The sequence below is a fragment of the Actinosynnema sp. NPDC059797 genome (assembly GCF_042732085.1).
Classification (GTDB): Bacteria; Actinomycetota; Actinomycetes; order Mycobacteriales; family Pseudonocardiaceae; genus Actinosynnema.
The window spans coordinates 18082-44826 of record NZ_JBHWIE010000040.1; the positions used below are offsets into that span (position 1 = coordinate 18082).

Below are 26745 nucleotides of genomic sequence, written 5' to 3' on the forward strand. Positions count from 1 at the left end.
GCCCGCGATCCCGGTATCCCCAAGTCCTCCGCCGCCCTGGAGCAACGCATGAGCAGCCCGCGCAACACCCCGCCCCACACCGCGGTCACCGCCTTCCTGTCGGCGACCGGCGGCACGGGGCGCACCAGCGCGGTGGCCAACCTGGCCTGGGTGCTGGCCACCGCCGGCCGCCGGGTGCTGGTGGTCGACTGGGGCTCGGAGGTGCCGCGCGTCCGCGAGTACCTGGAGCCGTTCCTGGTGTCCCGCCGGGGCTTACCCGACGCCCTGGGACGCGGCCTGCTCGCCGCGTACCGGGCGGAACCCCCGGGTGACGAGGACCCGCTGCCCGCGGTGGAGCGGTTCGCGCCGCCCGCCGGCGAGGGCGGTGCCGCCGGGCACGTCGACGTGGTGTCGCCGATGCCGACGGACCAGGCGGGCAGGCCGCGCCCGGAGACCAGCCACGGCGACCCCGGCGCGATCGCCGAGCTGCGCGCCCGGCTGGCCGAGTCGGACTACGACCAGGTGCTGATCGACGCGCCGACCGGCGCGGGCGAGGAGTCCCTGACCCTCGTGGCCACGCTGTGCGAGCTGGCCGTGGTGTGCTTCCGGCCCCGCCCGCGGGCCATCGCCGACGCGGCGGACCTCGCGTCGCGGCTGCGCAAGCGCGCGCCGATCCGGATCGACGTGGTGCCGGTGGCGACGCTGTTCGACGACGCGGACGAGCAGTCCCGGGCCCGGCGCATCCGCTCGGCCATCCACGCCGCGTTCGCCGAGCTGCTGGCCGGGCAGCCGAAGCGGGTGCCCGACGGCGGCGCGGTCGAGATCCCCTACCGGCCCTACGACGCGTTCGACCCGCTGCTGGCGATCCTGGTCGAGGAGCCGGGCAGCGGCGTGCTGGAGACCCAGTACGGCAGGCTCGCCGCGGCCGTGACCGGTGGCGCGGTCACCGAGCCGCCGCCGGTGTCCCCGGTGCTGCGCGCCCGCTACCGGCGGGTGTTCGGCCTGGCGTCGGACGCCGAGCCGGACCGGGTCGTGGTCGCGTACGCGCCGCGCGACCGCCCGTGGTTCGACTGGGTGCGCGGCCAGTTGGAGCGCGCGGGCGCGCGGGTCCGCCCGCTGGCCGACGCGCGGTCGTGGCTGGCCGCCGCGGAACCGCCGGGCGTGGTGGTGCTGTCCTCACCGCACCTGGGGCCGGTGGTGCTGCCCGACCGGCCGCTGACCGTGCTGCGGCTGGCGCTGGCCGAGGACGACCCGGTCGACGACGGCCTGTCCGTGCACGAGCACACCCCGGAGGCGCTGAGCGCCCGGCTGCTGGGCCACTTCGGCCTGATCGACCGGCCCGGCACCGAGCACGAGCCCGGCATGAGGGTGCCCGGCTCGCACCCGCACGCGTTCGGGCTGCCGCCGCGCCATCCCGCGTTCGTCGGCCGCGACGAGGACCTGGAGGAGCTGCGCGACCGCCTGCTCGCGGCGGGCGACGAGCGCGCCGTGCTCACCGTCAACGGCGTGTCCGGCGTCGGCAAGAGCGAGCTGGCGCTGGAGTACGCCTACCGGTTCTCCTCGGACTACTCGGCGGTGTGGTGGCTGCCCGCGCACGACCGGCAGGCCCTGCTGGGCGCGCTGGCCGAGCTGGCGGCGCGGCTGCGCCAGCCCGGGTCGACCGACTACGGCACGCTGGCCGCGCTGGAACGGCTCGCCGGCGACCCCGCCTATGCCCGGTTCCTGCTGGTCTACGACAACGCCGACGACCTCGACCTGATCTCCGACCTGCTGCCGGCCGGCGCCACCGGGCACGTGCTGGTCACCTCGGCGGCGGACGGCGACGCCGAGCTGGAGCTGGCGCGGATGCGCGCCGACGACAGCGCGCGGCTGCTGCTCGACCGGGTGCCCGGCCTGACCGTCGAGGACGCGCGGCGCGTCGCCGACGCCGTGGACCACCTGCCGCTGTCGCTGGACGTGGTGTCGTCGTGGCTGGGCGAGACCGCGCGGGCCGAGCTGGGCGCGGGCTCCCGCGACGCCGACGCCGCCGCGTGGGCCACCCGCACCCTGTTCGAGCACCTCGACCGGTCCGAAGTGGACGGTGTGGCGCGGGTCGTCGGCGTGGTGGCGGACTCGCTGCGGGACAGCGCGACCGGTCGCCTCGCCGTGCTGGTCGCGCAGCTGTGCTCGTTCCTCTCGCCCGAGGGCGCGGACCTCGGGCTGGTGCGCTCGCGCGCGTTCCTCGACCGGCTGGTCGCGGCGGGCGGGGTGGACGCCGAACCGCTGGAGCTGGACGCCGGCGAGGTGGACCGCGTGCTCTGGCACGGCGCCCGGCACGGCCTGTTCCGCGTCGACTGGGGCGACCAGTACACGCTGCGGATGCACCGCGTGGTGCAGCGCGCGCTGCGCGAGGCGATGCCGCCGGCCGAGCGGGACGCGCGGCAGGCGGACGTGCTCCGCGCGCTGGCCACGCTCGCCCCGACCGAGGTGGAGGACAACTCGCCGACCCGCCGCGCCCGGTTCACCGAGCTGCAGCGGCACGTCTTCCCGTCCGGCGCGCTGGGCAGCGACGACCCGGCGGTGCGCCGCTGGCTGGTCAACCAGGTGCGGTTCCTGTTCACCGACGGCGGCGCGGGCGTGCGGCGCGCGGCGCTGGGACCCGGCCGCGAGCTGCTGGACTCGTGGACCGAGCGGTTCGGCGCGGCCGACCCGCTGCGCAACCGGCTGGCCGCGCAGCTCGCCAACGTCCACCGCGTGCTCGGCGAACCGGTCGAGGCGCTGCGCCTGGACGACCTGGCGCTGGCCCAGCAGCGGCGCGCGCTGGACCTCACCCACCCGCAGCCCCTGATCACCGCCCGGGGCCGCGCGGGCGACCTGCGCGGGCTCGGCCTGTTCGCCGAGGCGCTGGCCGAGGACCAGGCCACCTGGGAGGGCCTGCGCACGGTGCTCGGCGACGACCACCCCGACACCCGCCGGGCGGCGAACAACCTGGCGGCCTCGATGTACCTGTCCGGCGACGCGGCGGGCGCGCTCGCCGTGGAGGAGGACAACTACCGCCGCCGGCGTCGGCTGTTCGGCCCGAACGACCCGCGGACCTGGACCACGCTCGCCCAGCTCGGCCTCTACCAGCGGGAGCTGGGCCGCTACCCGGAGGCGCTGGAGTCGCTGCTCACCGCCTCCCAGCAGCTCCAGGCGCTGCGGCCGGAGCTGAACCAGGTCCAGATCGGCGTGCACCGGAACTACGCCATCGCGCTGCGCCTGGTCGGCCGGACCAGGGCCGCCAAGGAGCGCACCGGCAAGGCGTTGCGGGACTACCGCGAGGTCATCGGCCCGCACCACCCGTACACGCTGGGGTGCGCGCTGAGCTTCGCCGCCGACCACCGGCGCGTCGGCGGCGACCCGGAGCTGGCCGTCGAGCTGGCGCGGACCGCGCTGGACGGCTTCCTGCGGCACGTGGGGCTGCGCGAGAACCACCCGTTCGTGGCGCTGTGCGAGCTGGGCCTCGGCCTCGCGCTGCGCGCGGCGGGTGACGCGGCCGGCGCGGTGGGCCACGTCGCGTCCGCCGCGTCGACCCTGCGCGACCGGCTCGGCGACACGCACCCGTGGACGCTGGCGGCGGCCGTGGACGAGGCCAGGGTGCTGCTGTCGGCGGGCGAGGTGGACCGCGCGGCCGAGCTGATCGCCGAGGCGCACGCCGACTGCGTCGAGTTCCTGGGCCCCGACCACCCGCACACCGCCGTCGCGGCGCACAACCTGCGGCTGGCCCCGCACCCCGCCGACCAGGACTGGCGGGAGTGCGATGTCGACGTCCCGCACACCTGAGCCCGCCGGAGGAGGCAGCGTGGAGCTGTACGAGGAGGAGGCCGAGCACCTCGGCCCCGAGTTCGACACGACCAGGCACGCCTGCCGGGCGGCGATCCTCACCAGCCCCGCGCTGCACTACCTCGCCCACTACAGCAGCGGCGTGTTCGACTTCGGCGTCGACGCGCTCGGCGACCCGCCCGCGCCGCCCGGCGCGCTGCCCGGCGGCACCCGCCGCGAGGAGCTGAAGCGGCTCGGCAGGCACCTCACGTTCCAGGTCGCCGCGCTCGACCGGTCGTTGCAGGAGGTGCGCACCGGCCGGCTGATCCGCGTCGTGCTGCACACCGAGGAGGGCGCGCTGTTCTGCGACTCCGTCGTGCCGACCCAGCACGTGGTCGGCCTGGTGCTCGACCACGCGGGCGCGGGGCCGCTGTTCGGGCACCCGGCGGTGGACGAGGCGGACCGGGCCGTGGCCGGGCTCGCCACCAGGCTGCGCGCCGAGCTGAGCCTGGGCTCGCTCAACCCCGGCGGGTGGGAGACCGCGGACGACGTGGCGGCGCTGCCCGCGGTGGACGACGCGGAGCCGCACGTGACGGTGGGGGAGGGGCCGCTGACGTCGTGCCTGTCGGCGGTGCGGGCGCGGGACCTGCACCTGGTGGCGCACGTGGTCGACGGCGAGGTGCGGGTCATGGTCGACTGCCTGGGCGACCCGTCGCTGGCGCCGTTCTTCAAGCAGGTGACGGTCGAGGCGCGGCGGCGGTTCTACCAGGGGTTCGTGCCCGAGCTGGGCGCGCTGGCGACCAAGCTGAACCGGGCCGTGGCCCCGGTGGTCGGCGGGCGGCTGGTGCGGCTCGTGCTCGACGTCGAGATGGGCGCGGTCTACTACTACCGGCAGCGCGCCGGCGAGTACCTGGTGGGCGTGACGATCGACCAGGCGCGGGTCAGCTCGGCCGATGATCGAATGTCCGGGTTGAGCGCGGAACTCACTCCGTTCGGTCCTTGAAAGCGCCCCTGTTCCTCTTTACCGTGATTGCGTGAAGCCCGCGATCCGCTCGGCCGCGCTCCTGGCCGCCCTCGGTGCGGGATGGCTCGCCGCCTGGCAGTTCGGACTTCGTGAAGTCGACCGTTCCCCGATTTACGCGTTTTTCATCACCGCTTTGTTGGGATTCGGCCTGTACGCGAGCACCAGCGGTATCGCCATCAGCGAATTCCGCCGCGAGTTCCGCACCGTCGTGGTCGCGGTGACGCTGGGCGTGCTCGCCAAGGTCGCGCTCATCTTCGGCGCGGTGTTCTTCGTGTTCCGCGAGCCGGAGCACCTGGTGCTCGCGGTCGCGGTGGCCCAGATCGACCCGCTGTCGGTGGCCGCCGTGCGGGCCAAGTCGAAGATGTCGGACTCGGCGAAGGCGCTGCTGGCGGCGTGGGCCTCGTTCGACGACCCGATCACCGTGCTGCTGACGGTCTACATCACGGCGTACGCGCTGCGCGGCGGCGCGGTCGGCGGCGTGGGCTCGTTCGCGGTGGACCTGGTGCTCAACCTGGCGCTGGCCGGCGTGGCGTACGCGCTGTGGAGCCTGGTGCGGCGGCGCGTGGAGGTGGCCGAACGCGCCCGGCGGCTGGTGCGCTACCCGGTGCGGGCGGCCATGGCCGCCGCCGTGCTGGCCCTGGGTTTCGTCGCGGTCCAGCACTCCCTGCTGCTCGCGCTGGCCCTGCTGGGCCTGTTCTTCCGCCCGAACCTGGGCAGGTGGGTCGACGGCCTGGCCGAGGCGGGCATGTTCGCCGCCACCGCCGCCGTCGGCCTCGTGCTGGCCTTCGAGTTCACCTGGCCCCTGGCCCTGGTCGGCGCGGTCCTGGGCTGCGCCGCCTACGCCTCGCAGGCCGTGGTGGCCCTGGCCGTCACCACCCCGCGCCGCTGGCGCGGCGACCGCACCCGCCTGGCCCTTGGCCAGCAGAACGGCCTGACCGCCGTCATCCTGGCGCTCCTCCTGGAACCGACCTTCCCGGGCGCCATAGCCGTGGTGGCCCCCGCCGTAGTGGTGATCAACCTCCTCAACGCCACCGCCAACGGCCTCTACGACCACCTGCACCCACCACGCCCAACCCCACCCCCACGCCCGCACCCCCACCTAACCCTCACCCCAGCACCCCCCACCCCCACCAGCCGCCCCACCCCCACCTCCCGCCCCACCCCACGCCCAACCCCCTGACCGCACAACACGCGGGCCTCAAACGCATGACTCGCGGGTCCTGACCGCATGACACGCGGCTTCCGAACGCATGACACGCGGGCCTTGAACGCATGACTCGCCGGTCACGAACGTACGACTCGCGATGCCTGAACGTACGACTCGCGGTGTCCGACCGGAGGACACGCGCGAGGTGAAAGCGCTTTCCCGCGCGTGTCCTCCACTCAGGCATCGCGAGTCGTACGTTCCGGTCGGGCGTGTCGTACGTTCAGGACCGGCGTGTCGTACGTTCAGGACCCGCGAGTCATGCGTTCAGGACCGGCGTGTCATGCGGTCCGGTCGGGCGTGTCATGCGGTCGAGGCCGGCGAGTCATGCGGTCGGGGGTGCGGGGTCGTCAGGTGGAGCGGTCCACGGCGCGGCGGACGCGCGGGCTCAGGTTGCGCAGGGCGTGGTGCACGCGGGTGCGCCGGGTGCCCTGGTTGACCTCGGTCACGAGGTTGCCCGCGCGCGCCGACCACGGCGGCAGGCTGAACAGCGGCTCCAGGGTGAACAGCGGCAGGAACTCGGCGATGTCGTCGTAGATCACGCACAGCGCCTCCAGCCGGTCCTCCGCGTCCGGGTCGCCCGCCGACTGGTACCACTGCGACACCGCCGCCCGGAACGCCTGCACCGCCCGCTGCATCACCAGCGCCTGCGCCGCCGCCCTGGTGAACTCCGGCGCCCGCAGCCGCCGGTGCACCGCCTCCTGCGTCGCGGTCGGCGCGTGGTCGAACGCCTCCGCGAACATCGCGTCGACCTGCGTCAGGTCCTCCAACGCGTCCACCGCGTCCCGGAACAGCCGCTCCACCTCGCCGGGCAGCCGGCCACCCGAGGCGCGGGGCGGCGCGTCGCCCGCCAGCACGCCCAACTGGCGCTGGATCGCGCCGAGCTGCCGGTCCGACGACGTGCGCACGCCGTCCACGTGCTCCGCCAACTGCTCGATGAACCCGTAGATGCTCGACTGCTGCCGCGTCAGCCGCTCCATCTGCACCCGCAGCGCGGTCAGCGGGTCGTCCTCGCCGCCCAGCCGCTTGCCCGCCGCGCCGATCAACGCCTTGAAGTCGTCCGGGAACGTCCGGTCCACGTACACCAGCGGCTCGCGCCCGAGCAGCTCGCGCAGCTGCATCGCCACCGCGTCCGCCACCACGCCGTTGACCAGCAGGACCAGCTCGGCGCCCGGGTCGGCCTCGCGGACCGCGGTGATCCGCCGCATCACCGCGTCCAGGTCGGCGTTGTCCAGCAGCGACCTGGTCAGCAGCACGGCGCACCCGCCGGTGCGGTCGGGGAAGGTGACCCAGAAGTCGGCCAGCGACTCCTCGCCGACGCCCAGCACGTGCCGGTGCAGGTGGTCGAACCCGTTGGCGTCCAGCAGCCGCCGCACCACGCCCTCGACGTCGTCCGCGCTCAGCGACCCGAACAGCTCGCGCGCCGCCTGCCGCACCGCGTCCTCGGTGACCAGGAACTCGCCGCCCGCGCGCTCGGCGTCGTCGGCCGCCCGGAACACCCGGTGGCACAGCCGGATCACGTTGCGCGCGTTGCCGCGGGCGATGTCGCGCAGGTAGCGGACCGCGTGGGCGGTGAACGGCGCGAGCTGCCGCCGCCCGAACAGCGGCTCCTGCGCCAGCTCGACGAACTCCCGCACCTCCGCCTGGCTCAGCCCGGACATCACCACGGTGTAGGGGATGCGCTGCCGCACGGCGGGCGGCAGCACCGACTTGAAGTCCGGCAGCCCGCACAGCACCAGGCACGCGCCGGCCTTGGCGAACACCTGCAGCAGCGTCTGGAACGCCGCCATGGTCCGCTTCTGCGGCCTGCTGTCCGCGGAGAAGATCTTGTCCAGCTCGTCGACCGCCAGCACGAACCGCCGCTGCCTGCCGCCGAACAGCAGGGCGAACACGCCCATGGCCTCCAGCGCCGCCACCTCGTCGTCGATGGGCGTGGTGATGCCGCGCTCCACCAGCACCTGGTCCGGCGCGCCGCCGAGCAGCCACGACCACACCGAGTGCTCGAAACCGGGCCGCAGCAGCAGGGTGAGGGCGGTGCCGAAGTCCTTGTTGTTGGTGACCTCGCGCAGCGTGTCCTGGACCTTGCGCAGCAGCGCGCTCTCCATCAGGCCCAGCCGCTCCACGACCTCCTGCGGCTCCAGCTGCCTGCTGCCGAGCCAGTCCAGCATGTCGCTGGTCAGGCCGGAGGACTGGAGCGAGTCCGCGACGATGTCCGCGTAGTACTCGCTGACCTGCGCCCGCACGCCCTCCCGCCCGAGCTTGCGCATGAACCGGCGGTACAGCTCGATGAAGCTGTCCGCGGTCGCGTCGAGGTACAGGGCGTGGGTCGGGTCGGCCAGCACCTGCCGGGCGTGCCGGACGAGCCGGACCGCGAGGTGGGTCTTGCCGGTGCCGTAGTCGCCGAGCACGGCCACCACGGTGCCGGTGCGGTCACCGCCGCGCGCGGGCCGTTGGTCGAGGTAGGCGGTGAGGTGCGCGAGCGCCTGCCTGGTCGCGTCGGTGGTGATCGCCACGTCGATCGCGTCGGGGGTCGCGTCGAACTCGGTGATCCGGGCGACCGCCATCGGCGAGAAGGGGTTCTTCCGCGGGGGCGGGAGTTCGCTGCTGCCGCTCATGGCCCAATCCCCAGTCCATTCCGGGACCTCGTGTTGAAGAACGCCCTGATGTCCTCGACGGAGACCAGGTCGGCTTCGGTGTAGCTTAGCCCCGATTCGAGTTTGTGCTCGTAGGTGCCGTGTAAAAATCTCTGGAGCATGGCGACCGTTTGGCACAGCTTCGCCACCAATTCGACCGCATCATCACTCATCCGTGGATAACTTCCCGCTTCCGCGTGACGGTCGAGCCGGTCCGCCGCGAATCGCCGCGCGTCACCCTCGTCGAGCAGGCCGACGCGCAGCGCCACCGGCGGCACCCAGGTCTCCAGCTGGCGCACCACGTCGGCCACGTCGTCCGGGCTCAGGAACGCGGACTCGGTCAGGAACAGCACCTTGGCGCTGCGCAGCACGCGCGCGTAGCGGATCACCTCGTCGACCAGCTCGTTCGGGCTCGGCAGGAGCACGATCAGCGAGGTGTCCTCCCGCAGCGCCCGGCCGAGCCGGGGGAAGACGCGGCGCGGCACGTCCCGGACGTCCCGGAGCTGCTCCTCGGCGTCCGGGCGCAGCGCGGCGTGGTCCACCAGCAGGTCGAACAGCTGGTCGCACACCTCGGTGATGCGCTGGTCGATGGACAGCTCCTGGTCGGTGGGCAGGCAGCCGGTCACGTCCAGCACGACGCCGCGCAGCCCCTGCGCGGCCAGCCGCCGCACCACCCAGTCCGCGCACCGGTTGACCAGCGCGGTCTTGCCGCAGCCCGACTCGCCGGTGACCAGCACCAACCGGCCGTCCTCCAGCAGGCCGGTCAGGTCGCCCATCTCGTGCTGGAACTCCTCGAACGCCTGCTCGCTGCCGTCCACGGGCACGTAGTAGTCGCGGTGGACCTCCCGGTCGAACGGGCGCAGCGGCCGCATCGGCGTGTGCTCCCAGCCGGGCAGGGGGAACGGGTTGACCTGTCGGCGGTGCGCGGTCACGACGAGCGCCCCGCGCGTTCCCACGACCGGCCGGCAGGTCCTCGTAACCGGCCCGACCGTTCCGGTAACCGACCGGCGCGTTCGCGCGAGCGGCCCGCACGTTCCCGCGAACGTTCCGCGCGTCCGGGCGGCGCGCAGGCTCGACCGGCCCGATCGCCGTCCATGCCCACCCCCGTCGCCCTCGCGGCGGTCCGCCGAAAGTTTCACCATACCGACGCACGGTCGCACACCGTGCCGCGTTCACCGACCGCGCTACCTGAACGGCGCATCGGCGTTGCTACTGCCGGAAGTGTGACGAGTGACCGTGGGGCCGATCACTGCCGCAGCGTCACCACGGGGCGGGCGAGTAGTCCTTCAGGAAGCACCCGTGCAGGTCCTCGCCCAGCTCGCCGCGCACGATCGGGTCGTACACCCGGGCCGCGCCGTCGACCAGGTCCAGCGGCGCGTGGAAGCCCTCGGCGGCCAGGCGCAACTTGGTGGGGTGCGGCCGCTCGTCGGTGATCCAGCCGGTGTCCACGGCGGTCATCAGGATGCCGTCGGTCTCCAGCATCTCGGCGGCGCTGGTGCGGGTGAGCATGTTCAGCGCGGCCTTGGCCATGTTCGTGTGCGGGTGGCCCGGCCCCTTGTACGCGCGGCTGAACTGGCCCTCCATCGCCGACACGTTCACCACGTACTTGCGCCGCGCGGTCGAGGCCGCCATCGCCGCGCGCAGGCGGGAGATCAGGATGAACGGCGCGGTGCTGTTGCAGAGCTGCACCTCCAGCAGCTCCACCGGGTCGACCTCCTCGACCCGCTGGACCCAGCTGTTGACCGGGGCCTCGTCCGGCACGAGCCCGCCCGCGTCGATCTCCTTCGACCCGGCGACCAGGGCCAGCGCGGTCACCGCGGGCGTGGCCCCGACCTCCTCGGCGAGGCCCGCGGTGAGCGCGACCGGGTGCGCCTCGGCGGTGCGGCCGAACGAGACCAGCTCGGGCATCGGACCGGGCGGCAGGGGCATCGACTCGGCGGCGGCCAGCGGCGCGTAGGAGCCCGGCGAGCGGCGCACGGTCTGCGCGGCGTTGTTGATCAGGATGTCCAGCGGGCCGGCGGCGGCCACCGAGTCGGCGAGCCGGACCACCTGGCCGGGGTCGCGCAGGTCGATGCCCACCACGCGCAGCCGGTGCAGCCAGTCGGCGCTGTCGGGCATGGACGCGAACCGGCGCGCCGCGTCGTGCGGGAACCGGGTGGTCACGGTGGTGTGCGCGCCGTCGCGGAGCAGCCGCAGCGCGATGTACATGCCGATCTTGGCCCGGCCGCCGGTGAGCAGGGCGCGCTTGCCGGTCAGGTCCGCGCGCTGGTCGCGCTTGGCGCGGTTGAGCGCCGCGCAGGCCGGGCACAGCTGGTGGTAGAACGCGTCCACCTCGGTGTACCGGCCCTTGCACGTGTAGCAGGAGCGGGCGCGCAGCAGGGTGCCCGCCCTCGCGCCGGGTTCGGGCTCGGTGAGCAGGATGCCGCGGGTCTCGTCGTCGATGCGGGACGGCGAGCCGGTCGCGGTGGCCTCGATCACCGCGCGGTCGGCGGCGGACACGGACGCGCGGCGCTCGGCCTTGCGGCGCTTGCGGAGGCTCTTCCAGATCCCGGCAGTGGCCCGGCGGACGGCGACCGCGTCGGGGTGCTCGGTGTCCAGTTCGTCCACCTGGGCGAGCACCTTCAGGGCGATCTCCAGCTCAGCGGGGTCAATCGACACGCGCAGTACTCTACCCGCGCGAAAAATCCCACCTGGACGAGTGAGTTTCGCGTGAAGCGGCGCTATGGTGCCCGACATGCCTACAGCGGGTGCTGGTCCGCGGGTGCGGCGGTTGGCGCACCCCGACGCCGACATCCGGGCGCGAGCCCTGCACCTGCCCCGCGCCCGCCCCGTGCTGCTGGTGCTCGGCCCCGGGGACGACCCGGGCGTCGACCTGGCCGCGACCGTGCTGCCGGTGCTCAGATCCGTCCTCGCCGCCGCGGCCCGGTCCGACGCCGTCGTGGTGACGGCGGGCGCGGACGCCGGGGTGGCGCACCTGGTCGGGCTGGCCGCCGAGGCGCTGGACGGGCGGTGGCCGAGGCTGGTGGGCGTCGCGCCGTCCGGCCGGGTGGCCGCCGAGGACGCCGAGCCGACCGGCGACGAGGTCCGGCTGAACGCCAACCACGACACGGCCGTGCTGGTGCCGGGCTCGCGGTGGGGCGAGGAGCTGCCCGCGCTGTTCCGGGTGGTGGACGCCGTGGTCGGTGCGAAGCGCCCGGCGCTCGCGCTGCTGGTCGGCGGGGACGAGCGGGCGCGCGCCGCGCTGGTGGAGCACCTGGGCCGGGACCGGCCGCTGCTGGTGCTCGCGGGCACGGGCGGCCTGGCCGACGAGATCGTGCGCGGCCACCTGACCACGGGTGGCGGGGAACACGAGGAGCACGGAGAACACGCGAGACTTCCCGTGCCCGAGGTCACCGTGCCCGAGGTCGCCGAGCCTCAGCCCGCCACCGCCACCGCCACCGCCACCGCCACCGCGACCGCGACCGCCACCGACGACCTGGCCGTCCTGGTCCGCAGCGGGCACGTGGCCGCCGTCCACGTGGACGAGGGCCCGGACAACGTGGTCGCCGTCCTGCTCCGGGTGCTGACCGGCCGACCCGGTGCCGACCTGCGCGCCACCGCCCCGCCCGCCCCGGTGTGGCCGCGACCGCGCTTCCGCCCGCCCGAGCCGCACCCCGTGGTCGACCCCGGCCACGTGCTCGACTACCCCCTGCTCGCCGACGCGATCCACGACGCCGACCAACTGGTCGCCCCGGCCCTGCACGAGTGCGAGGTGGCCGCCCTCCGAACCCGCGAGCGCGCCCGCCTCCGGACCGCCCTCGCCCTCGCCGCCGGTTTCGCCACCACGGTGTTCGCCGCCCTCCAGACCTGGTTGCGGGACGTGCCGTGGCCCGGGGTGCTGCTGGCCGCGTCGGGCGCGGTGGCGGCGGTCCTGACCGTCGTCGCCCGCACCGGCGAGGACCCCGACGCCCACCTGCGCGCCGAGCGGCTGCGCGCCCTGTACTTCGACCACCTGGCCGCACCGCCCGCCGCCGACGACGCCGAGCGCGAGGAACGCGCCCGCGAGCTGGCGGCGGCCGTGGCGCGCTACCGACACGAACCGGTGAACCGGGCATGACGACCACCCCCGACGACCACCGCGAGCAGTTCCTGCGCGCCTACCTGCGCCACCGGGTGGGCGACCGGCTCGCCGCCTTCGAGCGCGACCGCGCCCGCTACGCGACCGCCCGCCGCTGGACCACCGCCGTCACCGTGCTGCTGTTCACGGCGGCCGCCGCGCTCGGCGCGGTCGCGGTGGCGGACGGGCCGCGCCGCGACCGGTGGGCTTTCCTGGCCACCGCGGCGGCGGCCCTGGCGAGCGCGGTCGCCGCCTGCGAAGCCGCGTTCTCGTTCCGGGAGCTGTCGCGGCGTTCCGCCGACGGCGTCGCGCTGCTCCACGTGCTCCAGGCCCACGGCGCGCCACGCGGAGAAGACGGCGTCGACGCTTTCCGCGCCGAAGTGGAAAGCGTCCTGCGGCATTCGGGCTAACACCCGGAAGAAATCGCCGGGTTCGCCGTGCGGTTTTCCGCAACGGAATTCTCGCTCGGGTCGTTACGCCCCGTGCCCACCGGTTCGGGCACAGCCGGTTCGGGCACAGCCGGCGCGTGCGTCAGCTGGCGGCCACGGTCAGCCCGGTGGCGGCGAGCTTGGCCGACCGCCCGTGGCCCCAGGTCCGCTCCTGGTAGGCGCGCAGCAGCGCCGCGTGGACGTCCTCGACGTACTCGGCGGCCTCGCAGTCCCGCTGCCACACCAGCATCACGCGCCGGTGCACGGGGTTGCCCACGATCGGCTTCAGCAGCACGCCGGGCAGGTCGTGGCCGGTGGGGAAGAAGCACGCCACGGTGTGCGCGGACCGCACCAGCTCCGCGGCCGACACCGGGTCGACGCCGAAGTGCGCGCAGCGCGGCGTGAAACCGGCGGCCTCGCACGCGAGCTGGAGGTTCAACCGCCCGCCGCCGTAGCACTCGTCGAGCACGGCCCACTCCTCGTCGGCCAGTTCGGACAGCCGCACCTCGCCCCGCCCGGACAGCCGGTGCCCGCTCGCGATGCCCACCAACATCGGTTCGGAGACCACCGAGCGGTAGTCCACCTCTTCGGGAATCCGCAGAGGGCCCTGGGGGAACTCGGTCACCAGCGCCAGGTCCAGCTTGGCCGTGCGCACCAGCTCCAGCACCGCGTCGGCGCTGCGCTCGATGTGCGTGGTCTGCGGGTGCGTGGGCAACAGCGACCGCACCACGCCGACCAGGAGCGGGGTCAGCGAACCGGCGACCCCGCCGAGCCGGATGCCCGTGCCGGCGTGCTCGGCGGCCAGCTTGCGCGACGTGACCAGCAGGTCGTCGAAGCGTTCCACCAGGTCGCGCGACCGCAGCACGACGTGCCTGCCCAGCTCGGTCAGCTCGACCCCGTCGGTGCGGCGCAGGAACAGCGGACCACCGAACCCGCGTTCGATGCGGCGCAGCTGGGCGGTCAGGCCCGCCTGCGCGATCTTGAGCAGCGAAGCGGCCCGGCTGATGCTCCCCGCTTCCGCGACGGTCAGCACGACGTGGAGGTGCCTGATCTCCATGTGCACCGACGCAGCCTAGGGCAATCGGATGACGGCAAACACCGACCGCGAGGGTGTCGGAGCATGACGCTCTGTTCAGGATGCCCGAACGGCGTTGCTCCAACAGGTGCATAACTGAGGAGTTATCGCCAGTTCACACCTCCCGCCGCGCTCGCCGGCTACACCACCCTGCTGCATGGTCATCGCCGCAATAATCGGGAGGTGTGAGCGACATGAGGAAAGCGTTGCGACTGCGACGGCTTTCCCGCCCGCGTGACGACAAGTACCTCTTCGTCCCGCTCGACCACAGCGTTTCCGACGGTCCGGTGGTGCCGCGCGACCGGTGGAACGGCCTGGTCGACGCCGTCGTCGTGGGCGGCGCGGACGGCATCATCGTCCACAAAGGACGAGTGCGCACCATCGACCCGGCCGTGCTGGGCGGGTGCGCGCTGGTCGTCCACCTGAGCGCGGGCACCGCGCACATGGCCGACACCAACGCCAAGGTGCTCGTCGGCGACGTGGAGGAGGCGGTCCGGCTGGGCGCGGACGCGGTCAGCGTGCACGTCAACATCGGTTCGGACACCGAGGGGCGGCAGCTCGCCGACTTCGGCGTGGTCGCCAAGGCGTGCGACCACTGGAACCTGCCCCTGATCGCCATGATCTACCCGCGCGGGCCGCGCATCGTCGACCCGAACGCGCCCGCGCTGCTCGCCCACGTGGTCAACATCGCGGTCGACCTGGGCGCCGACATCGTCAAGACCAACCTCGCGCTGCCCGCCGAGCGCATGGCCGAGGTCGTGGACAGCTGCCCGATCCCCGTGGTCGTGGCGGGCGGCCCGGCGACCGGCGGCAGCCTGGTCGACCACGCCCGCACCGCGATGGCGGTGGGCTGCGCGGGCCTGGCCGTCGGCCGCCGCGTGTTCACCTCGCCCACGCCGATGACGCTGGTCGCGGAACTGGCCTCGATCGTCCACGAGGACCCCCGGGCGGACCTGGTCCGCGCCGTGACGGGCGTCGTGGCCTCGTCCTGACCCCGCGCCGCCCGGGTCCGACACCCCTTGGAGCACCGTTGAAGTTCGCCTGGATCGACCTGCGCGCCGTGCCCGAAGCGCAGCGCGAAGCAGTCGTCGACGCCGCCGTCCACGCCCGCATCGCCGGCGTCGTGTCCGACGACCCGGCCCTGCTGGACACCCTGCCACCGACGATCGCCAAGGTCCTCGTCACCGAGGCGCCGGTGGAGAGCCCGCACCTGGTCGCCGTGGTCGTCGACGACCAGGACCCGCGAGAACCGCTCCCCGTCGACGCGGCGTTCGTGCAGGTGCGCGACGACCGCACGCTCAAGCTCGCGTGCAGCGCCGCGGTCAAGCTCGGTCACACGATCGTGGGGTTCACCGACCCGACGAAGATCCCGCTGGAGATCGTCATCGCCGCCGCCGACGGCGCGCCCGGCAAGCTGGTCACGGTCGTCGCCGACCTGGAGGAGGCGGCCATCGTGCTCGACGTGCTGGAGCACGGCTCGGACGGCGTGCTCATGGCGCCGCGCGACGCCACCGAGGTGTTCCAGCTGGCCAGGCTGCTGGAGGCGACCACGCCGCCGCTGAACCTGACCACCCTCACCGTCGAGGGCATCACCCACAACGGCCTGGGCGACCGGGTCTGTGTGGACACCGCGTCCCACTTCCAGGAGGACGAGGGCATCCTCGTCGGCTCGTTCTCCTCCGGTTTCATCCTCTGCTGCAGCGAGACCCACCCGCTGCCGTACATGCCGACCCGGCCGTTCCGGGTCAACGCCGGCGCCCTGCACTCCTACGTGCTCGGGCCGGACAACCGCACCAACTACCTGTCCGAGCTGCGCTCGGGCAGCACGGTGCTGGCGGTGAACTCCGAGGGCCGCACCCGCAAGCTCACCGTCGGCCGGGCCAAGCTCGAATCGCGCCCGATCCTGACCATCACCGCGCACTCGCCCGAGGGCGTCGAGGTGAGCCTGACCGTGCAGGACGACTGGCACGTGCGCGTGCTCGGCCCCGGCGGGAAGGTCCGCAACGTCACCGAGCTGCAGCGCGGCGACGAGCTGCTCGGCTACATCGCGACCGAGCAGCGGCACGTGGGCATCCCCATCGGCGAGTTCTGCAAGGAGTCCTGAGCGGCGCCGGCCGCCCCCGGGCTCCCTCTTGGCGCCTCCGGGCTCCACGGAGGTGCTCGCGAGCGCGGGGTGATCGCCCGTGTGGCAGGGTGGGCGCGTGGAACAAGTCGTGCTCCTGGACGAGCAGGGGGTCGGGATCGGCGTCGCCGACAAGGCCTCCGTGCACCACGCGTCCACCCCGCTGCACCTGGCGTTCTCGTCCTACCTGTTCGACGACGCCGGGCGGCTGCTGCTGACCAGGCGCGCGCTGCACAAGAAGACGTGGCCCGGCGTGTGGACCAACTCGTGCTGCGGCCACCCGGCGCCGGGGGAGGGGCTGCTGTCCGCCGTCACCCGCCGCCTGCACGACGAACTGGGCCTGGCGGACGTCTCGCTCGACCTGGTGCTGCCCGCGTTCCGCTACCGGGCGGTCATGGAGAACGGCGTCGTGGAGAACGAGATGTGCCCGGTCCTGCGCGGCCGGGTCACCGCCGACCCGGTCCCCAACTCCGACGAGGTCGACTCCTTCGAGTGGGTCCCCTGGTCGGACTTCGCCCCGGCGGTCCTCGCGGGCGTCCGCCCGATCTCCCCGTGGTGCGCCCTCCAGGTGGCCGAACTGCACACCCTGGGCCCGGACCCCCTCTCCTGGCCGAGCGCCTCACCCGAGGCCCTGCCCGCCGCCCTCCCCCTCTAGCCCTACTCGCGAGTGAACAACTCGCCACGCCTGAACGTACGACTCACCCACCTCGAACGTACGACTCACCGGTCCTGAACGCATGACACGCGCGTCCTGAACGCATGACACGCCGGGTGGGAGCGCTTCCACCCCGCGTGTCCTCCGGTCAGGCATCGCGAGTCGTACGTTCCGGTCAGGTGAGTCGTACGTTCGGAACCGGCGAGTCATGCGTTCCGAGCGGGTGTGTGGTGCGGGGAGCGGAGAGCGCTCTCTCGGCGGGCGTTACGGTCTGACCGGAAACGGGTTCTTTCCTTGACTGGTGCTGGGGGTGAGCTTACGTTCCGTTGTGAGAGCGCTCTCCCGAAACCCGCTCGTAACTCTACGAAAGGGGAGTCGTGATCCCCACCATTCGCCGATGGCGTCGCATGGTCACGGTCGTCGCCACCTCAGCCGCCGCCGTGTGCGGTCTCGCCCTCGTCACCGCGCCCGGGTCCGCCGCGCCCGGGGCACGGGGGGAGGTCGGGGCCAACGTCGTGCGGGTCGCCGAGTTCCTCGCGGAGTGCCCGTACACCCACCGCCTGCCCGACGACCCGATCGTCTTCCCCAACCTGCCCGGCGCCTCCCACATGCACAGCTTCTTCGGCAACCGGAGCACCAACGCCCGGTCGACCGTCAACTCCCTGCTCGCGAGCACGAGCAGCTGCAACCCCGGCATCGACCTGTCCTCGTACTGGGTGCCCACCCTGTACGTGAACAACCAGCCCGTGGAGCCGACCGGCACCACGTTCTACTACCTCGGCGAGGGCGTCCGCGAGGACGTCACCGCGCGCATCCAGCCCTTCCCGCTGGGCCTGCGCATGATCGCCGGCAACGCCAAGGCCACCGGCGTGAACGACCCCACCTCCAACGCCCGGTGGTCCTGCCTGCACGCGGGCCACGTCGGCTCGTCCAAGGACTTCGTCACCTGCCCCGCCGGCACGATGCTGGAGTCCTACCTGGACTTCCCGCAGTGCTGGAACGGCCGTGACCTGGACTCCGCCGACCACAAGTCCCACATGTCCTACCCGGTCGGCGGCGCCTGCCCGTCCACCCACCCGGTGCCGGTGCCCAAGCTCCGCCAGGTGCTGCGCTACCCGGTGAGCGGCAGCCCGGCCGGCTTCCGCCTGGCCTCGGGACCCGGCTACACGATGCACGGCGACTTCTTCAACGCGTGGCCGGAGGCCGAGCTGGCCCGCCGGGTGCGCGACTGCATCAACCCGATCATCAAGTGCGGCGCGGACGGCCGCCCGTCGTGAAGCGGCTCATCGCCGTCGCCGCGCTGGCCCTGCCGCTGCTCGTCCCGGTCACCGCGCGGGCGGCCGAGTGCGGCACGGCCAACGCGGCGCTCAACGCACCGGTGACGGCGTCGTCGGTGGAGGCCGGGAGCCCGTTCACCGCCGCCTCCGCGGTGGACGGGAACCCGGGCACCCGCTGGTCCAGCGCGTTCGCCGACCCGCAGTGGCTGCGGGTGGACCTGGGCGCCACCCGCCAGGTCTGCGGCGCGACGCTGAACTGGGAGGCCGCCCACGCCACGGCCTACCAGCTCCAGGTCTCCGCCGACGGCAACGCCTGGACCACGGTGTTCTCCACCACCACCGGCACGGGCGGGGTGCAGCACCTCTCCTTCACCGGCACCGGCCGCTACCTCCGCCTGAACGCCACGGCCCGCGCCACGCAGTACGGCGTGTCGCTGTGGGAGCTCGCCGTCCGCGTCGAGACGGACGGCGGACCTCCCGGCGGCTCCGAGCAGCTCCTGTCGTACAACAAGCCCGCCACCGCCTCGTCGTTCCAGGACGACGGCGCGTGCCCGGGGTGCACGCCGTCGAAGGCGACCGACCTCAACCCGGCCACCCGGTGGGCCACCAGCCCCACCACCGGCTGGGTCGACCCGGGCTGGATCCAGGTCGACCTGGGCGCGACCGCCCGCGTCACCAGGGTCGTGCTCCAGTGGGACCCGGCGCACGCCACCGGGTTCCAGGTCCAGACCTCGGAGAACGGCTCGGGCTGGACGACGGTGCACACCACCACGACGGGCACGGGTTTCAAGCAGACCCTGGACGTCACGGGCACCGGCCGCTACGTCCGGGTGAACCTGACCAAGCGCAGCGGCCCGTACGGGTACTCGCTGTGGGAGTTCCAGGTCTACGGCACCGGCGGCAGCCCCACGCCGCCACCGCCGCGGGCGCCGGACCCGGGCGACCCGCTGCGCCTGGTGTGGAGCGACGAGTTCAACGCGCCGGCGGGCACGCGGCCGGACGCGGCCAAGTGGCGGCCGGAGGTCGGCACCGGGCAGAACGCGGAGCTGCAGTACTACACCGACAACCGCAACGCCTTCACCGACGGCAACGGCAACATGGTGCTGGAGGCCAGGCGGGAGGTCACGCCGGGTTCGGCGTGCCCGGTCGACCCGGTCAGCGGCAGCGGCACGTGCCAGTACACCTCGGCGCGCATCATCACCGAGGGCAGGGCGTCCTGGACCTACGGGCGCTTCGAGGCGTCGATCAAGGTGTCCGGCACCAAGGGCCTGTGGCCCGCGTTCTGGATGCTCGGCACCGACATCTTCAAGGGCACGCCGTGGCCCGCGAGCGGTGAGATCGACATCATGGAGCACCTCGGCCGCGAGCCGAACACCGCGTACCAGACCATCCACGGCCCGGCCTACTCCGGCGGGGGCGGCATCGGCCAGGTGCGCGACATCGGCCAGGACTACGCGAACGCGTTCCACCTGTTCCGGGCCGACTGGAACAGCCGGGGCATCACGTTCAGCATCGACGGCGTGACGGTCCTCACCATCGACAAGGCGACGGTGGAGGCGACCCGCGGGCCGTGGGTGTTCGACAAGCCCTTCTTCATCCTGCTCAACAACGCGGTGGGCGGTGACTGGCCCGGTCCGCCGGATGCCGGCACGGTCTTCCCGCAGCGCATGCTGGTCGACTACGTCCGCGTCTACCAGTGACGCCGGGGGTGCGGTTCCACGGAGGTGGGGCCGCACCGCCGGGTATAAAGGCTGGCGTGGACCGCAGACCAGTCACGTTGGAAGAGGTCGCGCGGGTCGCGGGTGTTTCCCGGGCCACGGTGTCCCGGGTCGTCAACGGGGTCGCCACGGTGGACCGGGAGCTGCGCCAGGTGGTGGAGAAGGCGATCTCCACGACCGGGTACGCCCCCAACCGCGCGGCGCGCTCGCTCGTCACCCGGCGGGCGGGCGCGATCGGGCTCGTCCTCCCGGACGAGGGGCGCACGCTGCACGACCCGTACTTCGGCCGGGTGGTCAGCGGCGTGCTGCCGGTGATTCGCCCGCTGGGCGTGCAGCTGGTGCTGACCACCACCGATCCCGGCGGCCACCAGGAAGTGGTCGACGACGTCCGGCAGCGCAGGCTGGACGGCGTGATCCTGATCCACACGCACGACGCGGACCCGCTGCCGCGCCTGCTGACCGAGTCGAACCTGCCGGTCGTGCTGGCCGCGCGCCCGGTCCGGCCGATGTCGATCACCTACGTCGACGTCGACCAGGCCGCGGGCGCGGCGCTGGCAGTGGACCACCTGGTGGCGCGCGGGTGCCGCCGGGTGGCCACCATCACCGGCCCGCTGGAGGCGCCGGCCGGCCAGGACCGGCTGCGCGGCTTCCGCGAGGCGGTGTCCCGGCACGGCCTGCCCGAACCCCTGGTCGTCGAGGGCGACTTCTCCCGCGAGGGCGGCGCCGCGGCGGCCCACCGGCTGGTGGCGGACCCGGAGCGGGGGTTCGACGGCCTGTTCGTCGCCTCCGACCTGATGGCCACGGGCGCGCTGCCGGTGCTGCGCCACCGGGGCCTGCGGGTGCCGGAGGACGTGAAGGTGGTCGGGTTCGACGACAGCAGCCCCGCGGTCGAGTGCGACCCGCCCCTGACCACGGTGCGGCAACCCGTGGAGGACATGGCGGCCGAGATGGCCCGGTTGCTCGTGGAGCGCGTCGAGCGACCGGACCGCCCGATCAGCTCCGTCGTGTTCGCCCCGACCCTGGTGGTCCGGCGGTCCGGCTGACCCGTCCACGCGCTCACGACCTTCCCAGGAGTGCGCGTGCGTCGGTTGATGGTCCTGTTCTCCCTGGTAGTCCTGCTGGTGGTGGGCGCGTGCGGCGCGGACCCGGCCCCGACGACGGCCCCGCCACCCCCCACGACGACGCCCACCACGCCGTCGACGACCGGCGGCCTGAGCCCGACCGACGCCGCCTACGTGCAACTGGCCATCCCGCAGGCCGAGTCGGCGCTGCCGCTGCTGGACGCGGTGCGGGCGCGCTCGGCGGACCCGGCGCTGGCCGAGCTGGCCGCCCGCGCGGGCGTCGGGCACCGCGGCGAGCTGACCCGGCTGCACGGCGTGCTGACCAGGGCCGGCCAGACCTACCTCGGCGAGCACGAGGGCCACGACATGCCCGGCATGATCACGCGGGACGAGTTCCGGGCGGCCGACCGGCTGACCGGCGCGGAGTTCGACGCCGAGGCCCGCGTGCTGCTGCGCAAGCACTTCGAGGAGTCCGCCGCCGTGGCCAGGGCGGAGCTGCACGCGGGCGCCGACGCCGGGCTGCTGGCGCTGACCCGCGACATCGAGGAGTCGCGCGGCGACTACCTGTCGAAGCTGTCGATTCCCTGAACACCGGAACACCCGGCGGCAACCGTCCGTTTCGTCCGGTGTGCTGACCGCTGACCCCGCGCCGACCCGTTCCCCGGCCCGCTACGTCGCCCTCGCCGGCGCGGCCGCCGTCGTGCTGACCGTGGCCCTCATCGGCGGCCTCGACCTGTTCCGGCTGACCGAGTCCACCTTCCACCTGCGCCGCACCATCAGCGAGTACGCCCTCGGGCCGTACCGCTGGGTGTTCGACACCGGGGTGGTGCTGCTGGTGCTCGGCTCGCTGGCGATCCTCGCGGTGCTGGTCGGGAGGGGGGTGGCCCGGTGGCACTCGGTGGGCGCGCTGGCGTTCGCCGCGTGGTCGGTCGGCCTGGCGCTGGTCGTGGTCTTCCCCAAGAACGACTGGTCGATCGGCCCGAGCGTGAGCGGCAGCATCCACCGCTTCGGCAGCCTGCTGGCGTTCATCAGCCTGCCGATCGCGATGGTCCTGCTGGCCCGGCCCTGGGTGCGCGACGCCGCGTGGGGCGCCCACGCGCGCTGGACGTTCCGGTTCGGCCTGCTCTCCGCGCTCACCTTCACCCCGCTGCTGTACGCCATCCTGGTCAACGCCGTCACCGGCAGGTCGTGGTGGCGCGTGTTCCCCCTCGGCTACGTCGAGCGCGTGCTGGTGCTCACCGAGGTGGTCGCGGTGCTGGTGGCCGGGGTGTGGGCGATCGCGTGCGCCGCGGCGGCGACCAGGCCGGCCCCGCCGCCCGCCGTCCAGCCCGCCGTCCAGCCCGCCACTGAGCCCACCCCCCAGGCCGCCACTCAGCCCGAGTACAGCCCGTCCAGGACGTCCCGGTAGCGGTTCTCGATCTCCTTGCGCCGCATCTTCAGGCTCGCGGTGAGGGTGCCGTCCTCGACGCTGAAGTCCTCCGGCAGCACGGCGAACCGCTTGACCGTCTCGTGCCGGGCCAGCCCGGCGTTCGCGGCCTCCACGGCGCGGCCGACCTCGGCGTCCGCGTCCAGGTCGGCGGGCGCGGTGTCGGGGTCGATGGTGACCAGCGCGACGCAGTAGTTGCGCTGGTCGCCGTGCACCAGCACGTTGCCGATGTACGGGCTGTTGGACTTGATCAGGCCCTCCACCGCCTGCGGCGCCACGTACTTGCCGCCGGAGGTCTTGATCAGCTCCTTCTTGCGGTCGGTGAGCCGGAGCCTGCCCTCCTCGTCCAGCTCGCCGACGTCACCGGTGCGCAGCCAGCCGTCGTCCAGCGCCTCGGCGGTCTCCTCGGGCAGGTTGTGGTAGCCGCGCATGATCCCGCGCCCGCCGATGAGCACCTCGCCGTCCTCGGCGATGCGGACCTCGGTGCCCGCGAGGGGCCGGCCGACCGTGCCGAGCTTGTTCGACCCCGGCCGGTTGACGAAGGACGCGGCGGAGGACTCGGTGAGGCCGTAGCCCTCCAGGATCGTGATGCCCGCCTTGGCGAAGAACTCCGCGACCGGCAGGGACAGCGGCGCGGAGCCGGAGATGAAGTACTTGATCCGGCCGCCGACGCGGTCCCGGAGCTTGGCGAACACCAGCTTGTCGGCGACCTTGTTGCGCAGCGCCCACGTCGGGTGCTCGGCGACGTCGAGCGCCCACTCGAACAGCTTCGCCTTCACGCCGCCGGCCTCGCGCATCGACGCGACCACGCGCTGGTGGATCTTCTCGAAGATGCGCGGCGCGGCGGCCACCACGGTCGGGCGCAGCTCGGCGAGGTTGGCCGCGATCCGGTCCACGTCGCCGTCGACGGCGGTGGGCGTGCCGGTGGCGATCATGCCGACCTGGAGGACCTTGCCGAACGCGTGGGACATCGGCAGCCACAGGAAGTGCAGCTCCTCGGGGCCGAGGACGCCCAGCTCGTCGATCGCCTCGGCGGTGTGCAGCCAGTTGTCGTGGGTCAGCTCCACGCCCTTGGGCGTGCCCGTGGTGCCGGAGGTGTAGATGAGCGTGGCCAGCCGGTCGGGGGTCAGCTCGTCGACCATGGCGTCGTAGTCGCCGGCGGGCTCGCCGTCCGGCACCCAGTCGGGGGTGATCACCTTGGCGTCGACCCGGTCGACCAGCTCGGGGTCGGCCACCACCAGGGCGCTGCCGGAGTCGCGGACGATGTGGGCGACGACCTCGCGCGTGCTGCTCGGGTAGATGGTGGTCGTCACGCCGCCCGCCGCGAGCACGGCCAGGTCGGTCAGGACCCAGTCGACGCTCGTCGCGGCCATGATCGCCACCCGGGCCTCGTCGCGCACGCCGAGCTGCCGGAAGCCCAGGGCGCGCCTGCGGACCTCCTCGCCGACCTCGGCCCACGTCATCGAGGTCCACGTGTCGCCGTCGCGCCGGCGCAGGGCCTCGCGGTCGGGGGTGGCGCGCACCCGTTCGCGGAGCAGGTCGGGGATGGAGCGGGCCAAGGTGTCCTCCTCTGGAGCGACGCTCTAGAGCGGTACTCTAGCCCGTGTGAGATCGACTAGTCAGCAGGCCGTGCTCGACGCGGCCCTCGCGCTGGTCGCCGAGGGAGGGCTGGACGCGGTCACGATCAGCGCGCTGACCGCCCGCTCGGGGGTGTCGAACGGCAGCGTCTACCACCACTTCGGCAGCCGGGCGGGCCTGTTCGCGGTGCTGTACGGGGAGAGCTTCGCGCACTGCATGGCCGCGCTGGCGCCCGCGCTGGAGATCGAGGACGCGGAGGGGGCCGTGCGCGCGGTGGTGGCGCGGTACCTGGACTGGGTGGTCGGGAACCCGGGGCGGGCCCGGTTCCTCTACGCCGCGCCGCAGTCGGCGGACCCCGCGGTGAAGCTCGCGGCGTTCGAGCCGGTGGCGCGCCGGTTCGCGGCCGGGATGGCGGCGGGCGAGCTGCGCGCGGTGCCGCTGTGGGCGCTGGACCCGGTGGTGATGGGACCCGCGCACGAGTGCGCCCGGCGGTACCTGTTGCACGGCTTCGACCTGCGGTCCTCGGTCGGTCTCGTGGCGGACGCGGTGTGGGGGGCCGTCGCGCCCGTAGGGTGATCGCATGGCCACTTGGGGCGACCTCGCCGCTTACGTCCACGACACCTACGACGTGATCTCCGAGAACGAGGACGAGATCCGCATCCTGTTCAACTTCGAGCAGTTCGACGAGGACGACGAGCGCACGCAGGTGATCATCCTGGTCCGCGAGGTGCTCGACCGGCAGCACGAGTGGGTGCAGATCGCCTCGCCGATCGGCCTGGCCGCGGACGTGGACCTGCTGGCGTTCCTCACCGAGGTCGGCAACTCGACCATCGCGTGCGGGGCGGCGGTCATGGGCGACCACGTCGTGCTGCGGCACTCGCTGCCACTCTCGCACCTGGACATCCACGAGTTCACCGAGCCCCTGGCGCTGCTCGCGGGCACGGCGGACCGATTGGAGGAGACCTTCTTCGGGGGCGACGACTACTGACGCGGGTACCGGTCCCGACCGGTACGGGGACGGGACCTGCGGGGACCGTTGACAGGGACGCGCGGGGGTGCTGTGATCCCCGACAACAGATAGGAAAGTTTCCTAACTGATCCGCCGCCGCCGTGTTCACCCCCGAGACCCGTGGGAGGCACCACCGTGGCACCCCGTCCCCGATGGCTCGCGGCCGTCGCCGCGTCCGCCCTGCTGGCCGTGCCGGCGCCCTGGGCCCAGGCCGCCCCGGCGGCTCCGCAAGCCCCGGCGGCCCCGATCGCCCTGTCCACCACCGAGCACCAGGCCGAAGCCGCGGCGATCTCCAACGGCGTGGTCGAGTCCAACCACGCCGGCTACACCGGCAGCGGCTTCGTCAACTACGACAACGCGTCCGGCGGCCATGTCGAGTTCACCGTCACCGCGCAGGCCGGACCCGCCACCCTGGCCCTCCGGTACGCCAACGGCACCACCACCAACCGCCCGATGACCATCTCGGTCAACGGGACGGCCCAGGCGGTCGGCGTGGCGTTCCCCGGCACCGGCGCGTGGAGCACCTGGCGCACCGCGACCGCGCCCGTCACCCTGGCGGCGGGCGTGAACCGCGTCCGCGTCACCGCCACCACCGCCGCCGGCGGCCCCAACCTCGACCGGCTCGACGTCACCGCCGGCAGCCCGGCGCCCGGCCGCCCCGCCGACGTGAACGGGCAGCTGCGCGTGTGCGGGACCAAGCTGTGCAACAAGTACGGCAAGCCGATCCAGCTCCGCGGCATGAGCACGCACGGCATCCAGTGGTACGCGCAGTGCGTCAAGCCCGCCTCCCTGGACGCCCTCGCCTCCGACTGGGGCGCCGACGTCCTGCGGATCTCGATGTACGTGCAGGAGGGCGGCTACGAGACCGACCCGCGCCGGTTCACCGACCTGGTGCACGGCTACATCGAGGAGGCCACCCGCCGCGGCTTGTACGCGCTGGTGGACTGGCACCAGCTCTCGCCGGGCGACCCGAACGCCAACCTCGCCCTGGCCCGCACGTTCTTCACCGAGGTCGCCTCGCGGCACCGCGACAAGACCAACATCATCTACGACATCGCCAACGAGCCCAACGGCGTGCCGTGGTCGGCCATCAAGTCCTACGCGGAGCAGATGATCCCGGTCATCCGCGCCCAGGACCCGGACGGCGTGGTCTTCGTCGGCACCCACGGCTGGGGCTCGCTCGGCGTCTCGGACGGCCGCTCCGAGCAGGACATCGTCAACAACCCGATCAACGCCACGAACTTCATGTACACGTTCCACTTCTACGCGGCGTCGCACCAGGACGAGTACTTCGCCGCCCTGTCCCGCGCGGCGGCCCGGCTGCCGATCTTCGTGACCGAGTTCGGCACCCAGACCTACACCGGCGACGGCGCCAACGACTTCGCGTACAGCCAGAAGTACCTGGACTTCCTGGCGGCCAACAAGATCGGCTGGACGAACTGGAACTTCTCCGACGACTTCCGGTCGGGCGCGGTGTTCAAGGAGGGCACCTGCGCCGGCAACTCGTTCTCGGGCACGTCGGTGCTGAAGCCCGCGGGCCAGTGGATCCGCGAGCGGATGCGCACGCCGGACGACTTCCCGACCAGCTGAGGCGCCCGTGACGGGGCGGGGTCCCCGGCGGGGACCCCGCCCTCACGCTGCGAGGTGGGAGAAGGGGGCGGCGCGGACGAGCACGTGAAC

The 26745-nt window shown here is 73.3% G+C and carries 21 protein-coding genes; 16 read left to right on the top strand and 5 right to left on the bottom strand.

The features are described from left to right. Positions 1-48 precede the first annotated feature (48 nt). The 3 genes from fxsT to ACFV4N_RS13655 all read left to right on the top strand — a co-directional run bounded on the left by fxsT (position 49) and on the right by ACFV4N_RS13655 (position 5963). A complete protein-coding gene (gene fxsT, locus ACFV4N_RS13645; RefSeq protein WP_499672830.1) occupies positions 49-3780 on the top strand; it encodes an FxSxx-COOH system tetratricopeptide repeat protein in 3732 nt (1243 codons plus the stop codon). A 19-nt stretch (positions 3781-3799) separates the two neighbouring features. After that, positions 3800-4762 (top strand): hypothetical protein, encoded by a 963-nt coding sequence (locus tag ACFV4N_RS13650; protein ID WP_499672831.1) that lies wholly within the window; start codon positions 3800-3802, stop codon positions 4760-4762. A 157-nt stretch (positions 4763-4919) separates the two neighbouring features. Next, complete coding sequence (locus tag ACFV4N_RS13655) at positions 4920-5963, top strand: hypothetical protein (RefSeq protein WP_499672832.1); 1044 nt, start codon at positions 4920-4922, stop codon at positions 5961-5963. 374 nt (positions 5964-6337) lie between these two features. Here ACFV4N_RS13655 and ACFV4N_RS13660 read toward each other — a convergent pair whose 3' ends face one another. The 3 genes from ACFV4N_RS13660 to ACFV4N_RS13670 form a co-directional block, all read right to left on the bottom strand. Further along, on the bottom strand, positions 6338-8602 hold the full coding sequence (locus tag ACFV4N_RS13660) for a hypothetical protein (protein WP_499672833.1): 2265 nt from the start codon (positions 8600-8602) through the stop codon (positions 6338-6340). Continuing rightward, the gene (locus tag ACFV4N_RS13665) at positions 8599-9576 is read right to left on the bottom strand and encodes a P-loop NTPase family protein (RefSeq protein WP_499672834.1); all 978 of its coding nucleotides are present in this window, start codon (positions 9574-9576) and stop codon (positions 8599-8601) included. Before ACFV4N_RS13665 ends, ACFV4N_RS13660 begins: the two co-directional genes overlap by 4 nt. Positions 9577-9880: 304 nt before the next feature. Next, entirely contained in the window at positions 9881-11278 is a 1398-nt protein-coding gene (locus ACFV4N_RS13670) for an SDR family NAD(P)-dependent oxidoreductase (protein WP_499672835.1), read from the bottom strand. Between the two features lie 76 nt (positions 11279-11354). Here ACFV4N_RS13670 and ACFV4N_RS13675 point away from each other — a divergent pair, with 76 nt between their 5' ends. Next, complete coding sequence (locus ACFV4N_RS13675) at positions 11355-12716, top strand: hypothetical protein (RefSeq protein ID WP_499672836.1); 1362 nt, start codon at positions 11355-11357, stop codon at positions 12714-12716. Continuing rightward, positions 12713-13126, top strand: coding sequence for an SLATT domain-containing protein (locus ACFV4N_RS13680; protein WP_499672837.1), 414 nt, complete (start codon positions 12713-12715; stop codon positions 13124-13126). Before ACFV4N_RS13675 ends, ACFV4N_RS13680 begins: the two co-directional genes overlap by 4 nt. Before the next feature lie 121 nt (positions 13127-13247). On the opposite strand, the gene ACFV4N_RS13685 is transcribed toward ACFV4N_RS13680, so the two are convergent. Continuing rightward, positions 13248-14201 carry a LysR family transcriptional regulator gene (locus tag ACFV4N_RS13685; protein ID WP_499672850.1) on the bottom strand — a complete coding sequence of 318 codons (954 nt, stop codon included), beginning with the start codon at positions 14199-14201 and terminating at the stop codon, positions 13248-13250. A 212-nt stretch (positions 14202-14413) separates the two neighbouring features. On the opposite strand from ACFV4N_RS13685, the gene ACFV4N_RS13690 reads away from it, so the two are divergent. From ACFV4N_RS13690 to ACFV4N_RS13725, 8 genes are all read left to right on the top strand, one after another. After that, positions 14414-15211 (top strand): 2-amino-3,7-dideoxy-D-threo-hept-6-ulosonate synthase, encoded by a 798-nt coding sequence (locus ACFV4N_RS13690; RefSeq protein ID WP_499672838.1) that lies wholly within the window; start codon positions 14414-14416, stop codon positions 15209-15211. Between the two features lie 38 nt (positions 15212-15249). Next, positions 15250-16323, top strand: coding sequence for a 3-dehydroquinate synthase II family protein (locus tag ACFV4N_RS13695; protein WP_499672839.1), 1074 nt, complete (start codon positions 15250-15252; stop codon positions 16321-16323). A 97-nt stretch (positions 16324-16420) separates the two neighbouring features. Then, positions 16421-16996: an isopentenyl-diphosphate Delta-isomerase gene (gene idi, locus ACFV4N_RS13700; RefSeq protein ID WP_499672840.1), complete on the top strand. Its 576-nt coding sequence runs from the start codon at positions 16421-16423 to the stop codon at positions 16994-16996. Positions 16997-17403: 407 nt separating this feature from the next. After that, positions 17404-18273, top strand: a complete 870-nt coding sequence (locus ACFV4N_RS13705) for a DUF1996 domain-containing protein (RefSeq protein ID WP_499672841.1) — start codon at positions 17404-17406, stop codon at positions 18271-18273. Then, entirely contained in the window at positions 18270-19973 is a 1704-nt protein-coding gene (locus tag ACFV4N_RS13710) for a discoidin domain-containing protein (protein WP_499672842.1), read from the top strand. The genes ACFV4N_RS13705 and ACFV4N_RS13710 overlap by 4 nt, the downstream gene beginning before the upstream one ends. A gap of 56 nt (positions 19974-20029) precedes the next feature. Further along, positions 20030-21034, top strand: coding sequence for a LacI family DNA-binding transcriptional regulator (locus ACFV4N_RS13715; protein WP_499672843.1), 1005 nt, complete (start codon positions 20030-20032; stop codon positions 21032-21034). Positions 21035-21070: 36 nt separating this feature from the next. After that, positions 21071-21640, top strand: coding sequence for a DUF305 domain-containing protein (locus ACFV4N_RS13720; RefSeq protein WP_499672844.1), 570 nt, complete (start codon positions 21071-21073; stop codon positions 21638-21640). A 40-nt stretch (positions 21641-21680) separates the two neighbouring features. Further along, positions 21681-22460, top strand: coding sequence for a DUF998 domain-containing protein (locus ACFV4N_RS13725; RefSeq protein WP_499672845.1), 780 nt, complete (start codon positions 21681-21683; stop codon positions 22458-22460). Here the strand turns inward: ACFV4N_RS13725 and ACFV4N_RS13730 are convergent. Further along, complete coding sequence (locus ACFV4N_RS13730) at positions 22424-24037, bottom strand: AMP-dependent synthetase/ligase (protein ID WP_499672846.1); 1614 nt, start codon at positions 24035-24037, stop codon at positions 22424-22426. The genes ACFV4N_RS13725 and ACFV4N_RS13730 overlap by 37 nt on opposite strands. Positions 24038-24083: 46 nt before the next feature. Here ACFV4N_RS13730 and ACFV4N_RS13735 point away from each other — a divergent pair, with 46 nt between their 5' ends. The 3 genes from ACFV4N_RS13735 to ACFV4N_RS13745 all read left to right on the top strand — a co-directional run bounded on the left by ACFV4N_RS13735 (position 24084) and on the right by ACFV4N_RS13745 (position 26655). Further along, positions 24084-24632: a TetR/AcrR family transcriptional regulator gene (locus ACFV4N_RS13735; protein ID WP_499672847.1), complete on the top strand. Its 549-nt coding sequence runs from the start codon at positions 24084-24086 to the stop codon at positions 24630-24632. A 4-nt stretch (positions 24633-24636) separates the two neighbouring features. Continuing rightward, complete coding sequence (locus tag ACFV4N_RS13740; RefSeq protein ID WP_499672848.1) at positions 24637-25044, top strand: type III secretion system chaperone family protein; 408 nt, start codon at positions 24637-24639, stop codon at positions 25042-25044. 156 nt (positions 25045-25200) lie between these two features. Continuing rightward, complete coding sequence (locus ACFV4N_RS13745) at positions 25201-26655, top strand: cellulase family glycosylhydrolase (protein ID WP_499672849.1); 1455 nt, start codon at positions 25201-25203, stop codon at positions 26653-26655. The last annotated feature ends 90 nt before the right edge of the window (positions 26656-26745 follow it).

What these genes read in the sequence shown, in the direction of transcription:
- fxsT (WP_499672830.1), top strand. Translation starts at nt 49, where the DNA reads ATGAGCAGCCCGCGCAACACCCCGCCCCACACCGCGGTCACCGCCTTC.
- ACFV4N_RS13660 (WP_499672833.1), bottom strand. Translation starts at nt 8,602, where the DNA reads ATGAGCGGCAGCAGCGAACTCCCGCCCCCGCGGAAGAACCCCTTCTCG.
- ACFV4N_RS13675 (WP_499672836.1), top strand. Translation starts at nt 11,355, where the DNA reads ATGCCTACAGCGGGTGCTGGTCCGCGGGTGCGGCGGTTGGCGCACCCC.
- ACFV4N_RS13680 (WP_499672837.1), top strand. Translation starts at nt 12,713, where the DNA reads ATGACGACCACCCCCGACGACCACCGCGAGCAGTTCCTGCGCGCCTAC.
- ACFV4N_RS13685 (WP_499672850.1), bottom strand. Translation starts at nt 14,201, where the DNA reads ATGGAGATCAGGCACCTCCACGTCGTGCTGACCGTCGCGGAAGCGGGG.
- ACFV4N_RS13690 (WP_499672838.1), top strand. Translation starts at nt 14,414, where the DNA reads ATGAGGAAAGCGTTGCGACTGCGACGGCTTTCCCGCCCGCGTGACGAC.
- ACFV4N_RS13705 (WP_499672841.1), top strand. Translation starts at nt 17,404, where the DNA reads ATGGTCACGGTCGTCGCCACCTCAGCCGCCGCCGTGTGCGGTCTCGCC.
- ACFV4N_RS13740 (WP_499672848.1), top strand. Translation starts at nt 24,637, where the DNA reads ATGGCCACTTGGGGCGACCTCGCCGCTTACGTCCACGACACCTACGAC.